At 52.7% G+C, this 17568-nt stretch carries 13 protein-coding genes and 1 tRNA gene; 11 read left to right on the plus strand and 3 right to left on the minus strand.

Annotation, left to right across the window (positions count from 1 at the left end; all coding sequences use genetic code 11):
- Positions 1-159 precede the first annotated feature (159 nt).
- The 7 genes from IPG22_19815 to IPG22_19845 all read left to right on the plus strand — a co-directional run bounded on the left by IPG22_19815 (position 160) and on the right by IPG22_19845 (position 7176).
- Positions 160-657: a YajQ family cyclic di-GMP-binding protein gene (locus IPG22_19815; GenBank protein ID MBK6590533.1), complete on the plus strand. Its 498-nt coding sequence runs from the start codon at positions 160-162 to the stop codon at positions 655-657.
- A complete protein-coding gene (locus IPG22_19820; protein MBK6590534.1) occupies positions 635-1369 on the plus strand; it encodes a hypothetical protein in 735 nt (244 codons plus the stop codon). Before IPG22_19815 ends, IPG22_19820 begins: the two co-directional genes overlap by 23 nt.
- 3 nt (positions 1370-1372) lie before the next feature.
- Complete coding sequence (locus IPG22_19825) at positions 1373-2392, plus strand: polyprenyl synthetase family protein (protein ID MBK6590535.1); 1020 nt, start codon at positions 1373-1375, stop codon at positions 2390-2392.
- Positions 2393-2457: 65 nt separating this feature from the next.
- Positions 2458-3075, plus strand: a complete 618-nt coding sequence (locus IPG22_19830) for a hypothetical protein (protein MBK6590536.1) — start codon at positions 2458-2460, stop codon at positions 3073-3075.
- 115 nt (positions 3076-3190) lie between these two features.
- A complete protein-coding gene (locus tag IPG22_19835) occupies positions 3191-5227 on the plus strand; it encodes a hypothetical protein (GenBank protein ID MBK6590537.1) in 2037 nt (678 codons plus the stop codon).
- A gap of 80 nt (positions 5228-5307) precedes the next feature.
- Positions 5308-6852 (plus strand): PrsW family intramembrane metalloprotease, encoded by a 1545-nt coding sequence (locus IPG22_19840; GenBank protein ID MBK6590538.1) that lies wholly within the window; start codon positions 5308-5310, stop codon positions 6850-6852.
- A 171-nt stretch (positions 6853-7023) separates the two neighbouring features.
- The gene (locus tag IPG22_19845; protein ID MBK6590539.1) at positions 7024-7176 is read left to right on the plus strand and encodes a hypothetical protein; all 153 of its coding nucleotides are present in this window, start codon (positions 7024-7026) and stop codon (positions 7174-7176) included.
- 140 nt (positions 7177-7316) lie between these two features.
- Here the strand turns inward: IPG22_19845 and IPG22_19850 are convergent.
- Positions 7317-7392 (minus strand) — tRNA-Lys (locus IPG22_19850).
- 140 nt (positions 7393-7532) lie between these two features.
- On the opposite strand from IPG22_19850, the gene IPG22_19855 reads away from it, so the two are divergent.
- Positions 7533-9149: a protein kinase gene (locus tag IPG22_19855; GenBank protein ID MBK6590540.1), complete on the plus strand. Its 1617-nt coding sequence runs from the start codon at positions 7533-7535 to the stop codon at positions 9147-9149.
- Positions 9150-9286: 137 nt separating this feature from the next.
- Here IPG22_19855 and IPG22_19860 read toward each other — a convergent pair whose 3' ends face one another.
- Positions 9287-12826 (minus strand): proprotein convertase P-domain-containing protein, encoded by a 3540-nt coding sequence (locus IPG22_19860; GenBank protein MBK6590541.1) that lies wholly within the window; start codon positions 12824-12826, stop codon positions 9287-9289.
- 756 nt (positions 12827-13582) lie between these two features.
- Between IPG22_19860 and IPG22_19865 the strand changes: the two genes are divergently transcribed.
- The 3 genes from IPG22_19865 to IPG22_19875 all read left to right on the plus strand — a co-directional run bounded on the left by IPG22_19865 (position 13583) and on the right by IPG22_19875 (position 16492).
- Positions 13583-14569, plus strand: coding sequence for a hypothetical protein (locus tag IPG22_19865; GenBank protein MBK6590542.1), 987 nt, complete (start codon positions 13583-13585; stop codon positions 14567-14569).
- A 73-nt stretch (positions 14570-14642) separates the two neighbouring features.
- Positions 14643-15176: a DUF4190 domain-containing protein gene (locus IPG22_19870; protein ID MBK6590543.1), complete on the plus strand. Its 534-nt coding sequence runs from the start codon at positions 14643-14645 to the stop codon at positions 15174-15176.
- Between the two features lie 11 nt (positions 15177-15187).
- Positions 15188-16492, plus strand: coding sequence for a protein kinase (locus tag IPG22_19875; protein MBK6590544.1), 1305 nt, complete (start codon positions 15188-15190; stop codon positions 16490-16492).
- A 5-nt stretch (positions 16493-16497) separates the two neighbouring features.
- On the opposite strand, the gene IPG22_19880 is transcribed toward IPG22_19875, so the two are convergent.
- The gene (locus IPG22_19880; protein MBK6590545.1) at positions 16498-17526 is read right to left on the minus strand and encodes an SIS domain-containing protein; all 1029 of its coding nucleotides are present in this window, start codon (positions 17524-17526) and stop codon (positions 16498-16500) included.
- Positions 17527-17568 lie beyond the last annotated feature (42 nt).

The raw sequence follows: 17568 nt of genomic DNA on the forward strand, positions 1-17568 counted from the left end.
CAAGAATTTTGTCCGAAGCCGATAACGCTAGTGGTTGCAATAGATAATCGCGAAAGGTGTGCAAACGTGTCCACTACGTTCGGATGTCGTCACGCGAGAACACGGTGCCGTTTTCGTTCGGCGTTCCAAACGAGATTTATCTGTGGTTAAATAGAGGATATGGCAAAGGAAAATTCATTCGACATCGTTTCTAAAACAGATTACGCAGAGCTGACGAACGCTCTCAACCAGACCGAGAAAGAGATCTCGCAGCGGTTCGATTTCAAGGGCAGCAAGGCGAAGGTGGAGTTACAGGCAAAGGACCTGATCATGACCGCCGAGGACGACACGCGGCTCCGCAACATGAACGACATTCTACAGAGCAAGCTCGTCAAACGCGGCATTTCGCTCAAGGCCCTCGACTATCAAAAAGCCGAGCCGGCGGCCGGCGGAACGCTTCGTCAGCTTGTGAAGATACAGCAGGGAATTCCCATCGAAAAAGCGAAGGAAGTCGTCCGCTTTATCAAAGACGAAAAGTTCAAAGTACAAGCCTCGATCCAGGGCGAAACTGTCCGCGTTTCGGGCAAAGACCGCGATACATTGCAGGATGTCATGGCAAAGCTAAAGGGACGTGACTTTGGGATCGATATGATGTTTGATAACTATCGATCTAATTAGCTATAGAGCAATGAAATTGATTTTCAGCTTGAGCATCGCGGTAGGTTTGATAGCTGGGCTTGTTTTCGCCTTTATTGGGTATCAATACGTAAAGCCTCCTGTGTTTTCTTCAACATCTCCAGATCGAAGATTTAGAGTTGATCTCTTCGGCAATCTCGATGCTCCTGAATTTCCTTTCATCATGAGTACAATTGAGGCCGAGGTCATAGCTGAAGGGCGAAAACTAAGCCGCGTACCAATACACTTCGCCGATCCACTCGAAGGAAGTTTTAATGTTACCTACCGAGAACTTCGCTGGAGTGACGACAATGTATTTGGCCTCTATGGTTTGCCAGAATCCGATTTTCGCGACGGAATAAGCCGTGACTCTATAACGATCACGAACAATGCGAATCGGAACATTGGGTTTTTGAAGGTGCGATTTGGTGGAAATCAGTTTTTTATCTTCGATTTGAAGTCTAATCGTAACCAAGCTATAAATCTGACTCAGAAATCGCGAGTTCTTGAGTATGTTCATGTTTCTGGCGAATTTGATAGTGGAACCGAGATTCGGTCCGGCGGTATAAATTTCGATTCGAGTGATAAACAACCCTCACGATATTGCGTTACGATTGACGAAGGCGGTACCCGAATTAATAGCGTCGATTTGCAGGGATGGACTCTGAATCCTGACAAGATTATTGTTCCGGCGGTGAAGGCTTGTGGTGACTAGATAATGCAGACATTTGCTCCAAAACAAGAGTCAACCGATCCGGCTATACTCTCTAAAAGAATATTTGACCTTATCAAGACTGAGATGCAGCTCGTTGAGGCGGAGTACGAACGACAGGCTTCGTCGAACATCCAGGTCATTGACTATCTCGGCGAATATTTGAGAGCATCCGGGGGCAAACGTGTTCGCCCGGCTCTACTGATCCTGTCTAACTACGTCTTGGACGGTGATGCGACCAAAGACAATGTCATTCGTTTGGCGACCGTGATGGAGATGCTTCACACGGCGACGCTCGTGCATGACGATATAATTGATAACGCCGATCTGCGGCGGAATCGGTCGTCGGTGAATGCTCGGTTTGGGAATCAGACCGCCGTGCTGATGGGCGACTGGCTGTATATGTCGGCGTTTGAGACAACGGTGCGTGAGCGGTCGCTCGAGATCATTGACATTCTGACACGGTTGACGCGGAAGATGACCGAGGGCGAACTGATACAGCTGACTCGGATCGGGCGGTTGGATATTTCGGAAGCTGAGTATTTTGACATTCTGGAACGAAAGACCGCATTCCTGTTTTCGGCTTGCTGCGAGGTCGGGGCGATCCTTGCGGGTGCGGGCGAGGCTGAGCAGAAGGCTCTTCGTGACTACGGAATGCACCTCGGCGTTGCCTTCCAATTGTCTGACGACGTGCTTGATCTGACGTCGGAAACCGAGACTTTGGGAAAAGCCGCGGGTTCGGATCTGCTTGAAGGAAAACTCACGCTTCCGCTCATATATCTACTCGAAAGACTCCCCGACCTTCAGCCAAAACTTGAAAAGATAATGTTCGATGGCGAATATACCGCCATCCGTCGCGAGGACCTTCGGGCATTACTACGGGAAAACGGGATTATTCAAGTGATTAAAGAGCGTGCGGATGATTATGTAACACGCGCAAGAAAAAGTCTTGATGTTTTGGCCGAATCAAGGTATCGTTCTTGTTTAGAAGACGTTTTGACGTTTGTTACCGGTAGAAATAGTTAAACACAAAACGCACATCTTAAGCTGTTCGGCGATTTTGAGAATGCCGTAAGCAACACGAACACAATATGTTAGACGAAAATAATCCGGATGCCCTTCAAGACATTTTGGAACAAACACGCGGTGCTTTAAGCCAGGCAATTGCAAAATTGCGGGATGCCGAGGGCGAGGTCGAAAGGCTTAAGTCTGCGTTAAGCGCTCTTGAGGGCATTGCCGCACAGAACGGCAGATCGGTGGATGGCGTTCGCCATTCGATGAATTCCGGACGCTCCGGAAGCCTTGGTAACACATTCCATATTGAAGAAGCAACAACTTCGGGTTCCGAACGAACAGATCCTCGGTCAAATGTTCAGGACCTTACGAGCCGAGAGTATCGCCGCGACAACTCAGTGGCATATCTCAATCAGAACCGGCCCAAACTGGTACATCAGGATTTCGAACCGAGCAGTGACCGCTTTAGCGACAGGACCATCACTCAGTCATGCACATTGCTTCTCCGCGAGGCCGGACGGCCGCTGCACGTGAATGAACTTTACAATCTGCTTGTCGCCGGCGGAATGAAGTTCAAGGGCAATAACCCAACGATCTCCGTCGCCGTCTCCCTCAGCCGCAATAGCCGGTTTCGCAAGGTAGATCCGGGCACATTTGATCTGGTCATACGCGAAGCTTATCAGGCTGCGTCTTAGGCGTTTAGATCTCAACTTCGAAAAAATCAATATCAAATCGAAACCTTTCCGTTTATACTTACTCAAGGTGAAGTATAACGCTGGAAAATTGTATTTGGATCGCAAGCGGTCATGGATGGCGGCAATCTGGGTTGTGAGCGTATTGTTCATTTGTCTCACTACCGCTTCCGCGCAAAAACTCCGGCTACGATCTCAGATCAACCCGAATTGCGAAGTTCCCAGCGGCCTGACCACGCTCAAATACTCTGACATCTGGGCCAATGGAAACATCGCGGTTCAGGGGAGCTATAACTGCCGCGGTGCCTTCATCTACGACATATCGAATCCGGACGCCCCGGTGCTCGCCAGCGTTTATGATCCCTCGCCCACGCAGACGTTTCTAGAAGCGATCGTTGTTGGCAACCGCGGTTATTTTGGCAGCGGCGGCCCTTACGCAAATGGTTCGGCGCAGACCGGCACAGGGGTTCATATCGTGGATCTGTCGGATCCGTATCATCCATCACTGATCGGTAGGGTGAACGAGAACCGCGGCGGCGGGTTTAACGGCATTCACGAAATGAATGTCTATGGCAATTATCTTATTGAGAATTATAATGCCGTTTCGAACCGGACGATCAGGATCATCGATATATCCGATCCGCAGAATCCGCGCCTGAAATGGGACTTTAGTCCTCAGGAAACATTTTGGGTTCACGCCATTCATATTCGTGGAGCTCGGATGTATATGTCGGGTTGGGCCGGCTTGATAGAGATCTATGACCTAACCGATATCGCTAACACTCCGCCGCTCCTTCTCGGAACGATACAGGGAAACAACAACAACCATAGTTCATGGACGAGCGAAGACGGGAATTACCTCTATTCGTGCCGCGAGGTGCCGGACGGCGATCTGCGTGTCTATGACGTAAGAAACCCGGCTCAGGCGACTCTCGTTCGGACGATAAAAACCAGTGACCTGGGGATCAATGCGATCAGCCCGCACAATCCTGTGGTGATGGGCAATTATCTTTACGTGTCGTGGTACCAGGCCGGTGTCCAGGTTTTTGATCTGACGGATCCAACCTCTCCGCGCAGAATTGCGCAATACGATACATTCCCTGAGACATTCGCTCCGCCGGTCGAAGAATCGAAAAGGCTCGCGGATATTGAGCCCTGGGATATGGTCTGCGGATCGGCTAACCGGCAGAATGCGCTTCCAAACACGTACGAAGGGAACTGGGCGGTCTATCCATTCCTCGGACAAAATAAGATCCTCGCCGGTGATCTCGATCACGGGCTTTTCATTCTTGACGGGTCGGGCTTGGCGGCAAGGCCGAAGAATCGAGTTTCAGATTTTGATGGTGACGGGAAGACCGATCTATCTATCTTTCGCTCAACTACCGGTGATTGGGAACTCGAAAACAGCTCGGATCACGGCGTCAGCTCTCCTCAGTTTGGTGTCCTGGACGACATACTCGCTCCCGGGGATTATGATGGCGACGGGAAGACCGAGATCGCCGTTTTCCGTCCGTCTAATGGTGTCTGGTATCTCCGACGAAACACGTCCTTCATCGCAGTTCCATTTGGTATCGCGGGCGATATCCCGGTTCCGGGCGACTATGACGCGGATGGTAGAACAGACGTTGCGGTTTTTCGGCCTTCGAACGGCAGTTGGTACATTTTGCGGAGCACGCTTGGCTTCATTGGGGTCCAATGGGGAATGATAGGCGATAAGCCAGTCGCGGGTGACTATGATGGCGACAGCAAAACCGATATCGCGATCTGGCGACCCGGAAATGGTGTTTGGTATGTCTTGCGAAGTTCGTCGTCTATACCTCTTTACTGGCAGTTCGGGATCAGTACTGATAAACCGGTAGTCGCCGATTTTGACGGCAACGGAATAACGGATTTCGCAGTTTATCGTCCATCCGAAGGCAACTGGTTCGTCCTCGATCCTGCCGCCGTACCGTTCATGCGGTCTTTTGTGTGGGGTGTTCCGTCGGATCAGCCGATCCCTGCCGATTACGATGGTGACGGCAAAACAGATGTGGCGATCTTTAGGCAGAGTTCGAACGAATGGTACATCCTCAATAGTTCCGGCACGCCCTATACGCAGCGAATTTTTGGCAGATCCGGTGATATTCCGACGCCGTCTTCGGTCAATCCGCAGTAATTTCAAGTTCAAACAAAGATCGCCGCCGCGAGTTGAGCAAAAACGCTTGACTTTGGGCGGTTTGTTCTTATGATTGCAGTATGAAATTAAACCTGACGATCAGCAGCGGCACGCTCGCGGGCCGGAATTATGAATTAGAGACCGGATTTGTAACCATCGGCCGGAGTGATACCTGCAGCGTCAGGCTCGATCCGCAGACCGAGCGCATTGCTTCGAAGCAGCACGCCTACATCGAGGCGCGGCCCGATGGTTTCTATTTGTCGGACAACAAGAGTACGAACGGTACGTTTTTGAACGGTCAAAAGATCGAAACGGCAAAGCTCAATTCCGGGGATCAGATCCAGTTCGGTACGAATGGCGTGATCGCCTCAGTGCGGATCGATTCGGAAATGCCGCAGGCGGTGGTGTCCGGGCAGCAGAGTTTTCACGAATACGAAGCACAGCAGTTCAACCAGAACGCAGCCCAGCAGCCGGTAAGCATGCAGGCTTCGCTCAATAATTTCGCTCTTGGCGGAGCGACGAATGTTAAAGTTGAACCCACGAATACAAAAAAATACGTTGGGATCGGCGTCACGCTTTTCGCGATCGCATTTTTGATCCTGATCGTTGCTGCATTGATGTTTTTGAGCGTAGGCATCGTTCCGGCCGTGATCGCGGCGGTCATTGCATTCATACCCGCGGTGATCTATTTGCTGCCGCTGATCTGGCTCGATCGTTACGATCCCGAACCTTTATGGCTGTTAGGCCTCGCGTTTGCGTGGGGAGCTCTGGTAGCGGTCGTCGTATCCTTTATCATCAACACGTTCTTCGGCATCGCCGTGGGCATAGCTGTTTCGCCTGAAGCAGGCGAAGCTGTTGGAGCTGTCATGTCCGCTCCTATCTTCGAGGAAGGCTCGAAAGGGCTTGGGCTATTGATCCTTCTGATCTTTTTCCGCCGTTATTTTGACGATATTTTGGATGGGATCGTGTTTGCTGGTGTTATTGCATTGGGATTTGCTACGGTTGAGAACGTCCTTTATTATGGTCGAGCTTTGGGCGGCGGCGGATTCGGGGCATTGGCGGTCATTTTTGCAATGCGCGGTATCATGTCGCCGTTTGCACACGTCACATTTACAAGCATGACGGGCATCGGATGCGGAATCTCGCGTGAATCGCACAATAAGGCCGTAAAAGTTCTATTACCCTTCGTCGGTTATATTGCCGCCGTGACGCTTCATGCAATATGGAACGGCATGGCTGTTTTTGGCGGATTGCAGGGATTTGTGATCGGCTACCTCGTTCTGGAGATCCCGTTCTTCCTGATCTTCGTCGGATTTTCGCTCTATATCATGCGACGGCAGAACAAGATCCTCAACGAAATGCTCGCGATCGACATCGCCCGCGGCCTTATTCCTGCGGAGCATGCCAAGACCGCCACATCTGCATTCAAGAGCTCGGGCTGGATACTGAGCGGATTATTCAACGGCAAATTCAAACCGCGAAGCCGTTACGTAAGAGCCCTCGGCAAGTTGGGATTAAGTTATTGGCATATACAGCGTGCAACAGCCGCCCAGGGGCAAACCGGAAGCTTTCAGCAGAATCCAATTCTCCGCGAAGAAGTGCTGAAATGGCGCGATCAAGTATAAAATCAAGAGATAAAATTTGACTGAACTTTTGACCGGGTTATCTATCGTTAACTCGTAGAACAAGACCAAGGAGGGTATCCTAGCCCAGATAGCCTTAGAAACGCTCAATCTTCCGATCTCAAAGGTCGCTATCAAGATCGGCGATTCATCGCTTCCGCCGGCCGCTGGTTCGTGGAAGACAAGATCGTTAACAAACTGGGCGTAAAAGGTGTTGGCGAGGTTGGAATCGTCGGCGTCGCCGCCGCAGTTGCTAACGCCGTTTTCAACGCGACCGGAACGAGGGTCCGCTCGCTTCCAATTACACCGGATAAGCTAATGACGTAAACCGAGTACCCTTTTCTCTGGTTTATCCAATCGCCGTCAGTTGCCTCATATTCCGGATAGGCGCCTGGAAAAGAAAATCACACCAGCTCCTGGCACAAAAAAAGGAAAGCCCGAAATAAAGGACTTTCCTTCTCTTGAATTGGTAGGCCGAGCAGGGATTGAACCTGCGACCCGCGGATTAAGAGTCCGCTGCTCTGCCAACTGAGCTATCGACCCAAAAAGCAATCACAAGTATAACAAAATAAACCCCGGCAACCAAAACCCGGAGAACCGCGTCTCATTTTTTCGCAAAAAATATTCTGTCGGGCTTTCTTGATTTGGAATATTCTTAACGCGCGTACAAGATATTCATAGCCATGAAGGAATGCCCAAAATGCGAGCTCTGTTTTCCGGACGAAGTTGCGTTGTGCCCGGCCGACGCAATACCGACGCGGTTTGCTCTGCCCGGGCCGCAGCTGTTGGCGGAAAGGTATTTGCTGGAAAGCCGCCTAGGGCGCGGTGCAATGGGACAGGTCTATCTCGCGAGAGATAAAAAATTCGATACGAGAAAAGTCGCGGTAAAGACAGTTCGCCAGGACATTTTAAGCAGCGACGACCTGCAGGAAGGCGAGGCAATTGCCCGGTTTGAGCGCGAAGCGCAGGCTGCAGCGTCGATCCAGCATCCGAATACGGTCAGCGTTACCGACTTCGGCGAATCGGCGGAAGGTATTTTCTATCTCGTAATGGAGTATGTTGAGGGCGAAACGCTGCATCGGCTCCTTCGACGCGAGGGAACTCTGCCGGTCAAGCGGGCAGTTCGGCTGCTTCGCCAGATCGCTGACGGCGTCGACGCGGCACATGATCTCAATATTCTGCACCGCGATCTTAAGCCCGCCAACATCTTCATCATGCAGAAAGGCAAGGGCGGCGACGGCTTCGTGAAAGTCGGCGATTTTGGCCTCGCCAAGATAATGAACCAGACCGTGACCGATACTGCGTCAAAGGCGACTCCGTCGTCACGAGGTATCATTGGCACGCCGGAATTCATGTCACCCGAGCAGATGCAGCCCGAACTTCCCGTTGATAAAAGGGCTGATCTTTACGCGCTCGGCACGATAGCCTATCTGATGCTTGGCGGTAAGACCCCATTCTCAGGGGAATTAATGCAGCTCGTCATGCAAAAGGTAATGCACACGCCGCCGCCGTTGTCATCGATTCGTACGGACATTCCTGCAGACGTCGACCGCGTTATCATGAGCGCCTTGCAGACAGATCCGGCAAATCGGCCGGCGTCGGTCGCGGCCTGGATAGGCGAGCTAGAGGACGCCGCGGTGGATATTGCCGAGCGAAAATCAGGAAAATCGAGGCTCGTCGTGCTGGCTCCGATGGATGCCGAGGTTTATGTTAACGACGAGCGAAAGGGAAGCGTTGGCAGCTCAGGCCGGGTCGTTTTGACCGACATTCCTGTGGGTCAGCATATCTGGCGCGTTTCAAAAGCGGGCGAAAAAGATGACGAGCGGGTGATCGAGATCAGGGATGGAGCTAACGAGCAGGTGATCCAGGCTCAGCTTCGAAGCAGACACGGCGGCGGAAGCCATCCATCATCTCAGGGGGGGAGCACCGGCGGTTCGCCGCAGTCGAGCGTGATGCCGGGAATTGTGGCTTGTGCAAACTGCGGCTCGCGATTCGCGGATGGCGTGCGGTTTTGCGGCCGATGCGGCAGCGGTTCATTCCAAGTGATCAGCCGCGCCGAACCGTCTCTCACATACCCTTGCCCGCGGTGTGCGGCTCCGGTCATCAATAACACGCGCTTCTGCGGCCGCTGCGGCCTGAATATTACGCCCGCCCAGCAAACCGCGGCTCGCCAGCCGGCGAATTTTACTTCGCCGTATCAAAGTATACCGCCGCAGGCCGAACGCCTTTGCCGCCGCTGCGGCGGAGCTTACCCGCCGCATATCAAGTTCTGCGGCAAATGCGGGCTCACATTGCAATGACACACCGCCAATCTTTCCATTGAAGAACAAAAAATAGGCCACGGATGGAGACGGATCAAACTGATCTACACAGATCTGATCAATCAAATCTGTGTAAATCAGCTCGATCCGTTTTATCCGCGTTCTATTTCTGCCGTTTATTCCAATCCAATAAAATCAACATTCGTCAGCGACGTCGTGATCGTCAGGATCTTCGGAGTAAAACGATAACGCTTGTTACCGGTCGTAAGCGTGTACGTCTGGCCGACGGGCACATTGGTGAATGAATAAACACCAAATGAGCTTGTCGTCGACGTTTGCAGCAGATTACTTCCGCCGTCGAATAATTTAACTACCGCATTTCGAATTCCCAGGCCCCCGGGCGTAAACACGCGGCCTTCGATCGTAACAACACTAGGCGGCGGCGTTGGGGTTGGAGTAGGTGTTGGTGTGACCCCGTCCTGGCATGAGAATACCAGTGAGAAGGCTCTAACCTGGCCTGTGTCGCCGGCTCCGTTGTCGCTGACGTTCAGCGTCCACGTTCCGGCCGCAGCCTGGCCGTCGAAAGCCGACAGCGGATTGTTCGGCGTGAACGATCCCGATGGGAATGCTGCATCACTGCCTCCCGCGTTACATGTCGTTTCAATGGACGGGAATCCGCCGTCGTCATCCAGGATCACCTGTGCAAGGTTATTGTTGCTGCATCCGAATGCCGATGCCGGAACATCCGGACGGTCGAAGAAGGTCACCGCCGTTCCTGCCGGCGAGGTCAGCTTGAAGATCAGGTCGCCGACCCACGAGTGAGTTACTCCCACTCCGGTGTCTCCGGCCGTAGCACTCGGCGTTCCGTCGAACCGGAAGTTCAGGTCGGTGATCGTACACGCGTTTCCGACTGCCAGCGGAATGTTGACTCCCGCTGCCGCAGCATCCGGGATCGATACGGCCGTACCCGTGAAACTGACTGTTAAGCCACCCGCCGGTGTCGGGGTCGGTACAGGCGTTGGCGTAACGGTCGGTGCCGGTGTTGGCGTAGGTGTCGGAGCGGGCGTTGGCGTAGGCGTCGGAGCGGGCGTTGGAGTTGGTGTTGGCGCCGGCGTTGGCGTAGCGGTCGGCGCGGGTGTTGGCGTAGGCGTCGGTGCCGGTGTCGGTGTCGGTGTCGGAGTTGGAGTTGGAGTTGGCGTTGGAGTTGGAACCACGCCGCCCGGCGTGCCTACAACGTCGAACGGGAAGTCCTGTTTGACCGAAGGTACGGTAACTGGATTTCCGGTATCTTCTACGTCAGCCCACAGGGCTGTTGAGACCGTGAACTGGCGGGCATTATCGCCGACAGCTCCTCTAGATCCCGCAATTGTCTTGCTCGGATAGAAATGGTTCGCGGCTCCCGTTACCGTAGTAGCCCAGTCGACCCAATAGTTTCCCGCTGGCAAAACGGTATTGACCGTCGCGGTGTTCTTCCAGATCCTTCTTGTGGTTCCCGAAGCGACTCCCGGAGGAGGTGCTACCGTGTTGAAGATCCTGAAGATGCTGGTATCTGTCGATGACGCGAGCCTGTTTGTCGTCGTATCGCCAAAGACCACAGTGCTGCCCACATCACCAGGCCTTCCATTCCAGATCTGGAGCGTTAATGCTGTGAAAGGTGTCGTAGCCCCAGCGCCCGTCAGATATCCATAGAACGAGATCGTTTGGATCGTACATGGTTGTGCGATCGAGAAGTTGTCCGCCAAGCGATTTGAACCCTGTATCGCGCCGAATCCGGCCGACGTGTTCGCAACTGTCAGATTGCCTGCCGGATGCTGAGCTTCGCTCCAAAAAGTACCTGCCGTGGCCGCAACACCGCTGTCAGTCAACGATTGCGGATTGAGGCCGCCATTCGAGAACGTACATGCTCCGGGTGTCGGAGTTGGTGCCGGCGTTGGCGTCGGCGTTGGTGCAACCGTCGGAGTTGGCGACGGTGTCGGACCAGGTGTCGGTGTCGGCGTAGGCGTAGGAGATGGCGTCGGGATCGGTGTCGGCGTTGGTGTTGGGCCGCCGCCTGAGATCGTGAAATTAGCTGCCGATGTGCCGGAAGGTGACACGTAATCTACCTCTCTCACACGGATCCGTGCCGTTGTTGTCGGTGTATTTGGAACCGTGAAATTAAATGTTCCGGTATTCGCAGCACTTGCTGTCAGGGTCGTAGGGAAGGTTACGCCGCCATCTGTTGACAGCTCGATCGCGACCGGTTGATTGAATCCGCCACCGTTCGTCCACGTCACGTTTACCGAGCTTCCGGCGCTTATCGTGTTTCCCGAAGGAGTAACGTTCGTTATTGTGTCCGGCCCAAGGTCCGCGTTTGTATCTCTGAACCATCCGATATCTCGCATTTGCTGTCGGGTAAGATCCAAAGTTAAAGGGAGACCGGTCGTAATGTTGGGCTCCATTAGCAAATTTGGAAAGCAAAGAGTGTCAAAATGTGAAAGCGAAGATCCCTGCGAAAATGTAGAGGGCGCGTATAACTGAACTCTCCCATTAGTAACGTCTCGACCAGAGGTCAAAAATCCCGACGCAACTTTAACGTTCGGGCCATCCCATAAGAGATTATTGGTATTAGTAGTTGACGCGAGACGTTGAGCATCGGTCATTGCATTCCATCCAAGATTCGCCGTTCGATCGAACATGAAGGTGGTGTAAACATCAGGAAAGCCACCGTTTAAGGCGCCAGTGGCGCCATTCGCAAAGTTCGAGAACCCTAGGCCGTGTCCCATTTCATGAAGGAGGACGACTAACAGATTAGTTGTTCCGACCGGATTGCTATTGTCGAATCCAAGATAGAAGGTGCGTCCGCCGAGGCAATTAGGATCGCCATTGAGAGCACTATTAAAGGTAGCGTTTATTTCAGGGTTAACCCCAAGATCGCTACCAGCCAGTTTGTTTGCGAGCGGTGCGTGATACCAAGTGTTGGTAAAAGCGGCGCCGGAAAAATTACGATATATATTCACCGTACCAGCCGACCCAAGCACCGCCGAATTTGCGGTGCATGTTAGAGGATCGAACTGTGAACGTACCTGAATTGCGACCGTCGAATCTAGATAAGCTCCCCAAATTCCCGCAGCGAAATTAAATAGATTAAGTCGCTGTTGTCCTAGAGTTGTACCGCTATTGCCGCCAACCGGGACCACCGCAGTAGTGTCGTTGAATCCTTCGGCTGCACCGTCGTTGTTAACGATATTTATCGTCGCGGAATTAGGCGTTTCGGTTCTATGTTGGCGAGACTTTTCGATCAGATCTAAGTAGAATTTGTACTCCGCGACCTCAATTCCGAGATCTTTCGCGGTCTGCTCCATTTCGTCGAGCGGGGAATATTTGGGGCCCAACGATCGGCCGGTTTCGAGGTCACGGCCGAAAAATTCGTTGGCTTCCTCGAGAGTTGCGGCACAGCCGACGACCGTCCGGCCTTGCTCGTCGAGAACGGCGAGCGGGAGGTTTTGAAACCGTCCTTCCAGATCAAGCTCGACGCTGCCGTCGGCATGCTGTTTCTCCAAAAGGCCATCGGTCGTTCGATTCGTCAGGCGTTTGATCGTCGCGGCCATTTCCTGATCCTGAGGCTCGGGTTCAGTCAATATCCGCGTCCGGTTCTGGGCTCTGGATATCTCCAGGAAAAAAACGCTCAATGAGAATAGGCCGATGACGAACAGGGCGAGAAATAACTGACGCTTCATAAAACCTCTAAGCAGAGTGTGAGTACCTTGATCTGTTTGGATCTCTTTTGGCATCCATCAGGGTCTGGATACGAAAAAAGGTGAAAAACGAGTTGTGGTTGCCGATTTCTAAAAGGAGAGATATCGCAGACGGTTGCAGCGACCGAAAAAACTCCATTTAAAGCAGTTTAACGTTTTGCCGGTATTTTGAAAAGAAAAATTATTGATGCCGGGGCCGTGGGAGATCGGGCCGGCTGGTGCATTGCCGACATTCCCGCCATTTACGCGATTGGTCCAGCCCCAGGAGATTGGTAGAGCATTTGGGGCCAACGTTTGACCAATCAGGCATTTACCTCTACCAATGATGGCATTTTGGCGTGATAAGAGCTCAAATACCTGTGACCAAACTGGATGTTTGTCGCCCAAGATCGTTAAAAATAGGCGTATTTTGGAAAAGTGTGAAACGTTTCACACTTTCAAATTCGCGCATTTTGAAAACCAAAAATCAGCGCCCCATATCTTGTGTTTCGGAACCGATCGGGTCCGATCGGCGTACTCTATAAACGAAGCATTTCGACGGCAATTTTGCGCTGATAAAAATGCATGCCAGACCGTGTATCGGCGTTCTATCTATACCGGATTTTTTGAATCCGATAAAATGCTGAATTCTGTGTATGAAAAAGTCGCGTTTGCGGCCGCAAATAAGTATAATAATCGCGATATTCAGCCACAAAAATCTGATTTCTGGGGAAAGCTTACTAATTTTCGGGGAAAAATATGAAGATCTGTCCGCGCTGCCAAAAAACATACGTCGATGACAACCTGAATTTCTGTCTAGAGGACGGCTCCGTCCTCACCCAGGCGTCACAACAACCGCCCCAAACGGTCATGATGAGCGAAGCTCGTCCGACCGCACAGCCGCAAATGCCAAGTCAGCCCGGATCACAGCCGGGCTGGAATACGCCGCAGCAATACTCAATGCAGCCGCCGGTTAGATCCTCGAAAACGTGGGTCTGGGTGCTCTTGATCCTTGGGGTTGTCGTACTCGTCTGCGGCGGTGGTTTCGCGGGGCTCCTCTTCATCGGCATGAATGCCGAAAAGAGTAACACCGAAATTAGTCCGTCAAACACCAAATCATCTCCTCCGGCCACAAACAAGACGGGTAACACGTCGTTCTCGAATTCATCCACCACTTCGACGACAACAACTTCTAGTTCGTCCAACCGGACGGATATGGAGTCCGTCGACCTCGAACCCTGGGTCAAAGAGTTCTCCGCCTACGGTAACACGGAATTTACGAACGGTGAGTTCATAATGAGCTCTAAGAAGAAAGGCTTCTATTACGTCCTGGTCGCTCCGGAGGAATACAAGACCGAAAAAGCTGACACTCGAGTGACCCTTCGCAATGTTGATAATGCGGCTGGAAGTTTGGGTTACGGGCTAATATTCCACAGCAACCCAACACCGCTCCAGCAGGGCTACGCCTTCCTGATCGATACGAAGAAGAAGAAATACCGCGTTGTCCATCACGAACCGCAGAGCGAAAAATCGGTCGTTAGCTGGACATCGTCGCCCGCGATCAAAGAAGGTGCCGAGGAAAATGTGCTCGAGGCTCGCGATCTCGACGACAAAATCGAGCTCTATATTAACGGAACCATGGTCACCTCGATAAAGAATGTTTACGGATACTCGGGCGGTGTTCCGGGGCTGTATGCGGGCGATGGTGTTAAAGTAGCGTTTAAGAATCTGGAGATAAGGAAATAAGGGTGTTAGAGTCGATCGATCTAAAATCGGCTAGGCAAAAATCAAAGATCCAAGTTCGAAGATCAAATGACTTATGAAACAATGCCCGCGTTGTAAACAGACATACAGCGATGACCAGCTAAACTTCTGCCTCGAAGATGGCGAGATGCTCTCGAGCTTTGTTCAGGAACAGCGGAACCGCTACGTCGATGATTCGCCGCCGACGGTCATGCTTGACGAAGCAAGGCGAACAAATCCGACCAACTGGCCGCAGCAACAGCCGTCATCTCCGCCCGCTCAATGGCAGCAGCCTGCCGCGGCTCCGGCTCAATTCGCGCAGTTTGGCATTCTGCCTTCGCCAAATCAGACTCTTGCTATCGTTTCGCTTGGGCTCGGTATAGGGAGTTTGACGATCGGCTGGTGCTGTTCATTAGGGCTTTTGTTGTCGCCGGCGGCACTAATAACCGGCTTCATTGCTCTTTCTCAGATCAAAAAAGACCCGAGCAAATATACAGGCAAGGGCCTGGCGATCGGTGGAATGGTGACCGGCGGTGTGTTTCTTGCACTTTATATACTAGTTATGTTGATCTGGGGCCTGGCAGCGATCGGCGGCAGCCTTGGCCGTTAATTTGAGATCTAATGCGCGTTACCCTTCACGTCGTTGCCGGTCCGCAAACCGGACGCGACTTTACATTCGATCAGCACGATACGTTCATGATCGGGCGAAGCGAGGATGCTCAGTTCTGTCTGCCGCAGGACAGGTATTTCTCGCGCCACCACTGCATTCTGGAGATCGCTCCGCCGCAGGCATTCCTGCGTGATCTCGGCTCTACAAATGGCACATACGTCAACGGAATGCGCGTTGATACCGCTCATTTAAAAAGCGGCGACCGCATCCAGGGCGGTGAGACTATCCTCGAGGTCGAGGTCTCGACCGGGCTTGAAGAATTCAACGATACGGCTCGAGTTGCCGGAGCGACCCAGCCTTCCGTGGTCACGATCACCTGTTTGAACTGCAGCGTACCAGCGAATATCGAGGCCGCCGATCCGGACGCAAAACTCTCCTTCATTTGCGATGATTGCCGAGATAAACTCAAAGCAAATCCGCAGCCGATCCCGAATTATCAGATGATACGCGTTATCGGCCAGGGCGGAATGGGCAGCGTTATGCTGGGCCGTGCGGAATCGGATGGCCGTGCAGTTGCGATCAAAACGCTTCTGCCTGAGGTTGCCGTGAGCGAGCAGTCGTTGAAGCGTTTCCTTCGTGAGATCGAGGTCGCAGCATCGCTCAAGCACCCAAACATCGTCAGCTACATCGATCACGGGACTCACAACGGGTTAGTTTATCTCGTGACTGAATTTATCGCGGGTATGGACGCTGCCCGGCTTGCCAAGAACCGGGGCGGACGCCTCAATTACCGCGAAATGGTCAGTGTTGTATCCCAAACGCTCGCGGCACTCGATTTTGCTCATTCGCAAGGATTCGTTCATCGCGACATCAAGGAACAGAATATTCTAGTGAGCGGCAATTTCCCCGAAGATGTGGCAAAACTCACGGATTTCGGACTCTCAAAGAGTTTTAAACAAACCGGAATGAGCGGAGTGACGATGGTTGGGGACGTGGCGGGCACGATCGCCTACATGCCGCCTGAACAGGTTCGCGACTTCAAGGATGTTAAGCCGCCGTCAGATATCTACGCCATCGGAATGACGGCCTACAGCCTTTTGACTGGTGCCCACGCTCTCGACATTGGCCCCAAAGCGGGCATAGCGGAAACGGTGAAGGCCATCTTCGAAAAGCCGATAATCCCGGTCCGGGCACGGGTTCCGGATGTGCCGCTTCATGTCGCTTCGGTTATCGAAACAGCTCTCGCAAAACAGGTCGAGAATCGCTGGCGAACCGCCGGGGCGATGCGTGAAGCCCTTCTTTCCGCCGCCGGGTAATTTTGTCAGATTGTTTTCGTAACTTTCGACAGCGAACGCGGAGCATCAGGATCTAGCCCTTTCGCCTCGGACAACAAAGCCGCAAAGAGCTGGGCCGGCACTATGAATGGGATCGGTGACAGGAATTCCTCGATCTCCGCGGGCAGAACGAGGCTGTTCGGTGATAGTTTGGCGATCTCCTCATTGTTGGTGATCGACAGGCAATCCGCATTCAATTCGTGGAGTCGTTCGAGAAGTTCAACGCTGCTCTTTTGCGTTACGCCGCTTGGGCCGAACATTACGACGGGGAATCGGCGCTCGACGATCGCGAGCGGGCCATGAAAAAAGTCAGCCGACGAGAAACGCTCGGCGACGACGTAACACGTCTCCATCAGCTTTAACGCCATTTCGTACGAGTTGCCATAATTCATTCCCCGTCCCACGACCACGCAATTTTCCATGAAAACGTATCGCTGAACGAGATCCTTGATCTTAGGCTGCAGTTCGAGGGCTCGAGACGTGTATTCCGGGATCCGCTCGATCTCAAGCTGATTCTCCGCAAGTGCATTTGCCAGCATATAGAAATGTAGCATTTGGCCCGTATAGGTCTTTGTCGCCGCCACTGAACGCTCCCGCCCGGCATGGATGAGCAGCGTTTCATCCGCGATCTTTGCCATGGTGGAATCCGCTTCGTTGGTGATACCGAGCGTGTAAGCACCGGACGCTTTGGCACTTTCGAGGACGATGTTGATGTCGTCTCCCTCGCCTGATTGCGACACGCCGATAACGAGCGCACGGCTGAGATTCAGCTTGGCGTTGTAGAGCGTGTAGACGGATGGAGCTGAGAGCGAGACGGGAATTCCCGCCGTGACCTCGATCAGATAACGCCCAAACAGTGAGGCGTTGTCAGAGCTGCCCCGGGCGACGATCACGACGAGGTCGATGTCTTTGTTACGAAGAAAGGTGCCGAGGCGAGCGTATTTTTCGCGCTCGGCGATCATGGTTTGTTCGAGAGCGGCCGGCTGTTCCGCGATCTCCTGGAGCATTAGCGACATAAACTAGAATATAACACCAGTCGATAGCTGCGTGAAAATTAA

The sequence above is a fragment of the Acidobacteriota bacterium genome (assembly GCA_016703965.1).
GTDB lineage: Bacteria > Acidobacteriota > Blastocatellia > Pyrinomonadales > Pyrinomonadaceae > OLB17.

Bases quoted from the DNA above. Each gene is read 5' to 3' on its own strand.
- IPG22_19815 (MBK6590533.1), top strand. From the start codon at position 160: ATGGCAAAGGAAAATTCATTCGACATCGTTTCTAAAACAGATTACGCA.
- IPG22_19825 (MBK6590535.1), top strand. From the start codon at position 1,373: ATGCAGACATTTGCTCCAAAACAAGAGTCAACCGATCCGGCTATACTC.
- IPG22_19830 (MBK6590536.1), top strand. From the start codon at position 2,458: ATGTTAGACGAAAATAATCCGGATGCCCTTCAAGACATTTTGGAACAA.
- IPG22_19835 (MBK6590537.1), top strand. From the start codon at position 3,191: ATGGCGGCAATCTGGGTTGTGAGCGTATTGTTCATTTGTCTCACTACC.
- IPG22_19840 (MBK6590538.1), top strand. From the start codon at position 5,308: ATGAAATTAAACCTGACGATCAGCAGCGGCACGCTCGCGGGCCGGAAT.
- IPG22_19855 (MBK6590540.1), top strand. From the start codon at position 7,533: ATGAAGGAATGCCCAAAATGCGAGCTCTGTTTTCCGGACGAAGTTGCG.
- IPG22_19860 (MBK6590541.1), bottom strand. From the start codon at position 12,826: ATGAAGCGTCAGTTATTTCTCGCCCTGTTCGTCATCGGCCTATTCTCA.
- IPG22_19865 (MBK6590542.1), top strand. From the start codon at position 13,583: ATGAAGATCTGTCCGCGCTGCCAAAAAACATACGTCGATGACAACCTG.
- IPG22_19870 (MBK6590543.1), top strand. From the start codon at position 14,643: ATGAAACAATGCCCGCGTTGTAAACAGACATACAGCGATGACCAGCTA.
- IPG22_19875 (MBK6590544.1), top strand. From the start codon at position 15,188: ATGCGCGTTACCCTTCACGTCGTTGCCGGTCCGCAAACCGGACGCGAC.
- IPG22_19880 (MBK6590545.1), bottom strand. From the start codon at position 17,526: ATGTCGCTAATGCTCCAGGAGATCGCGGAACAGCCGGCCGCTCTCGAA.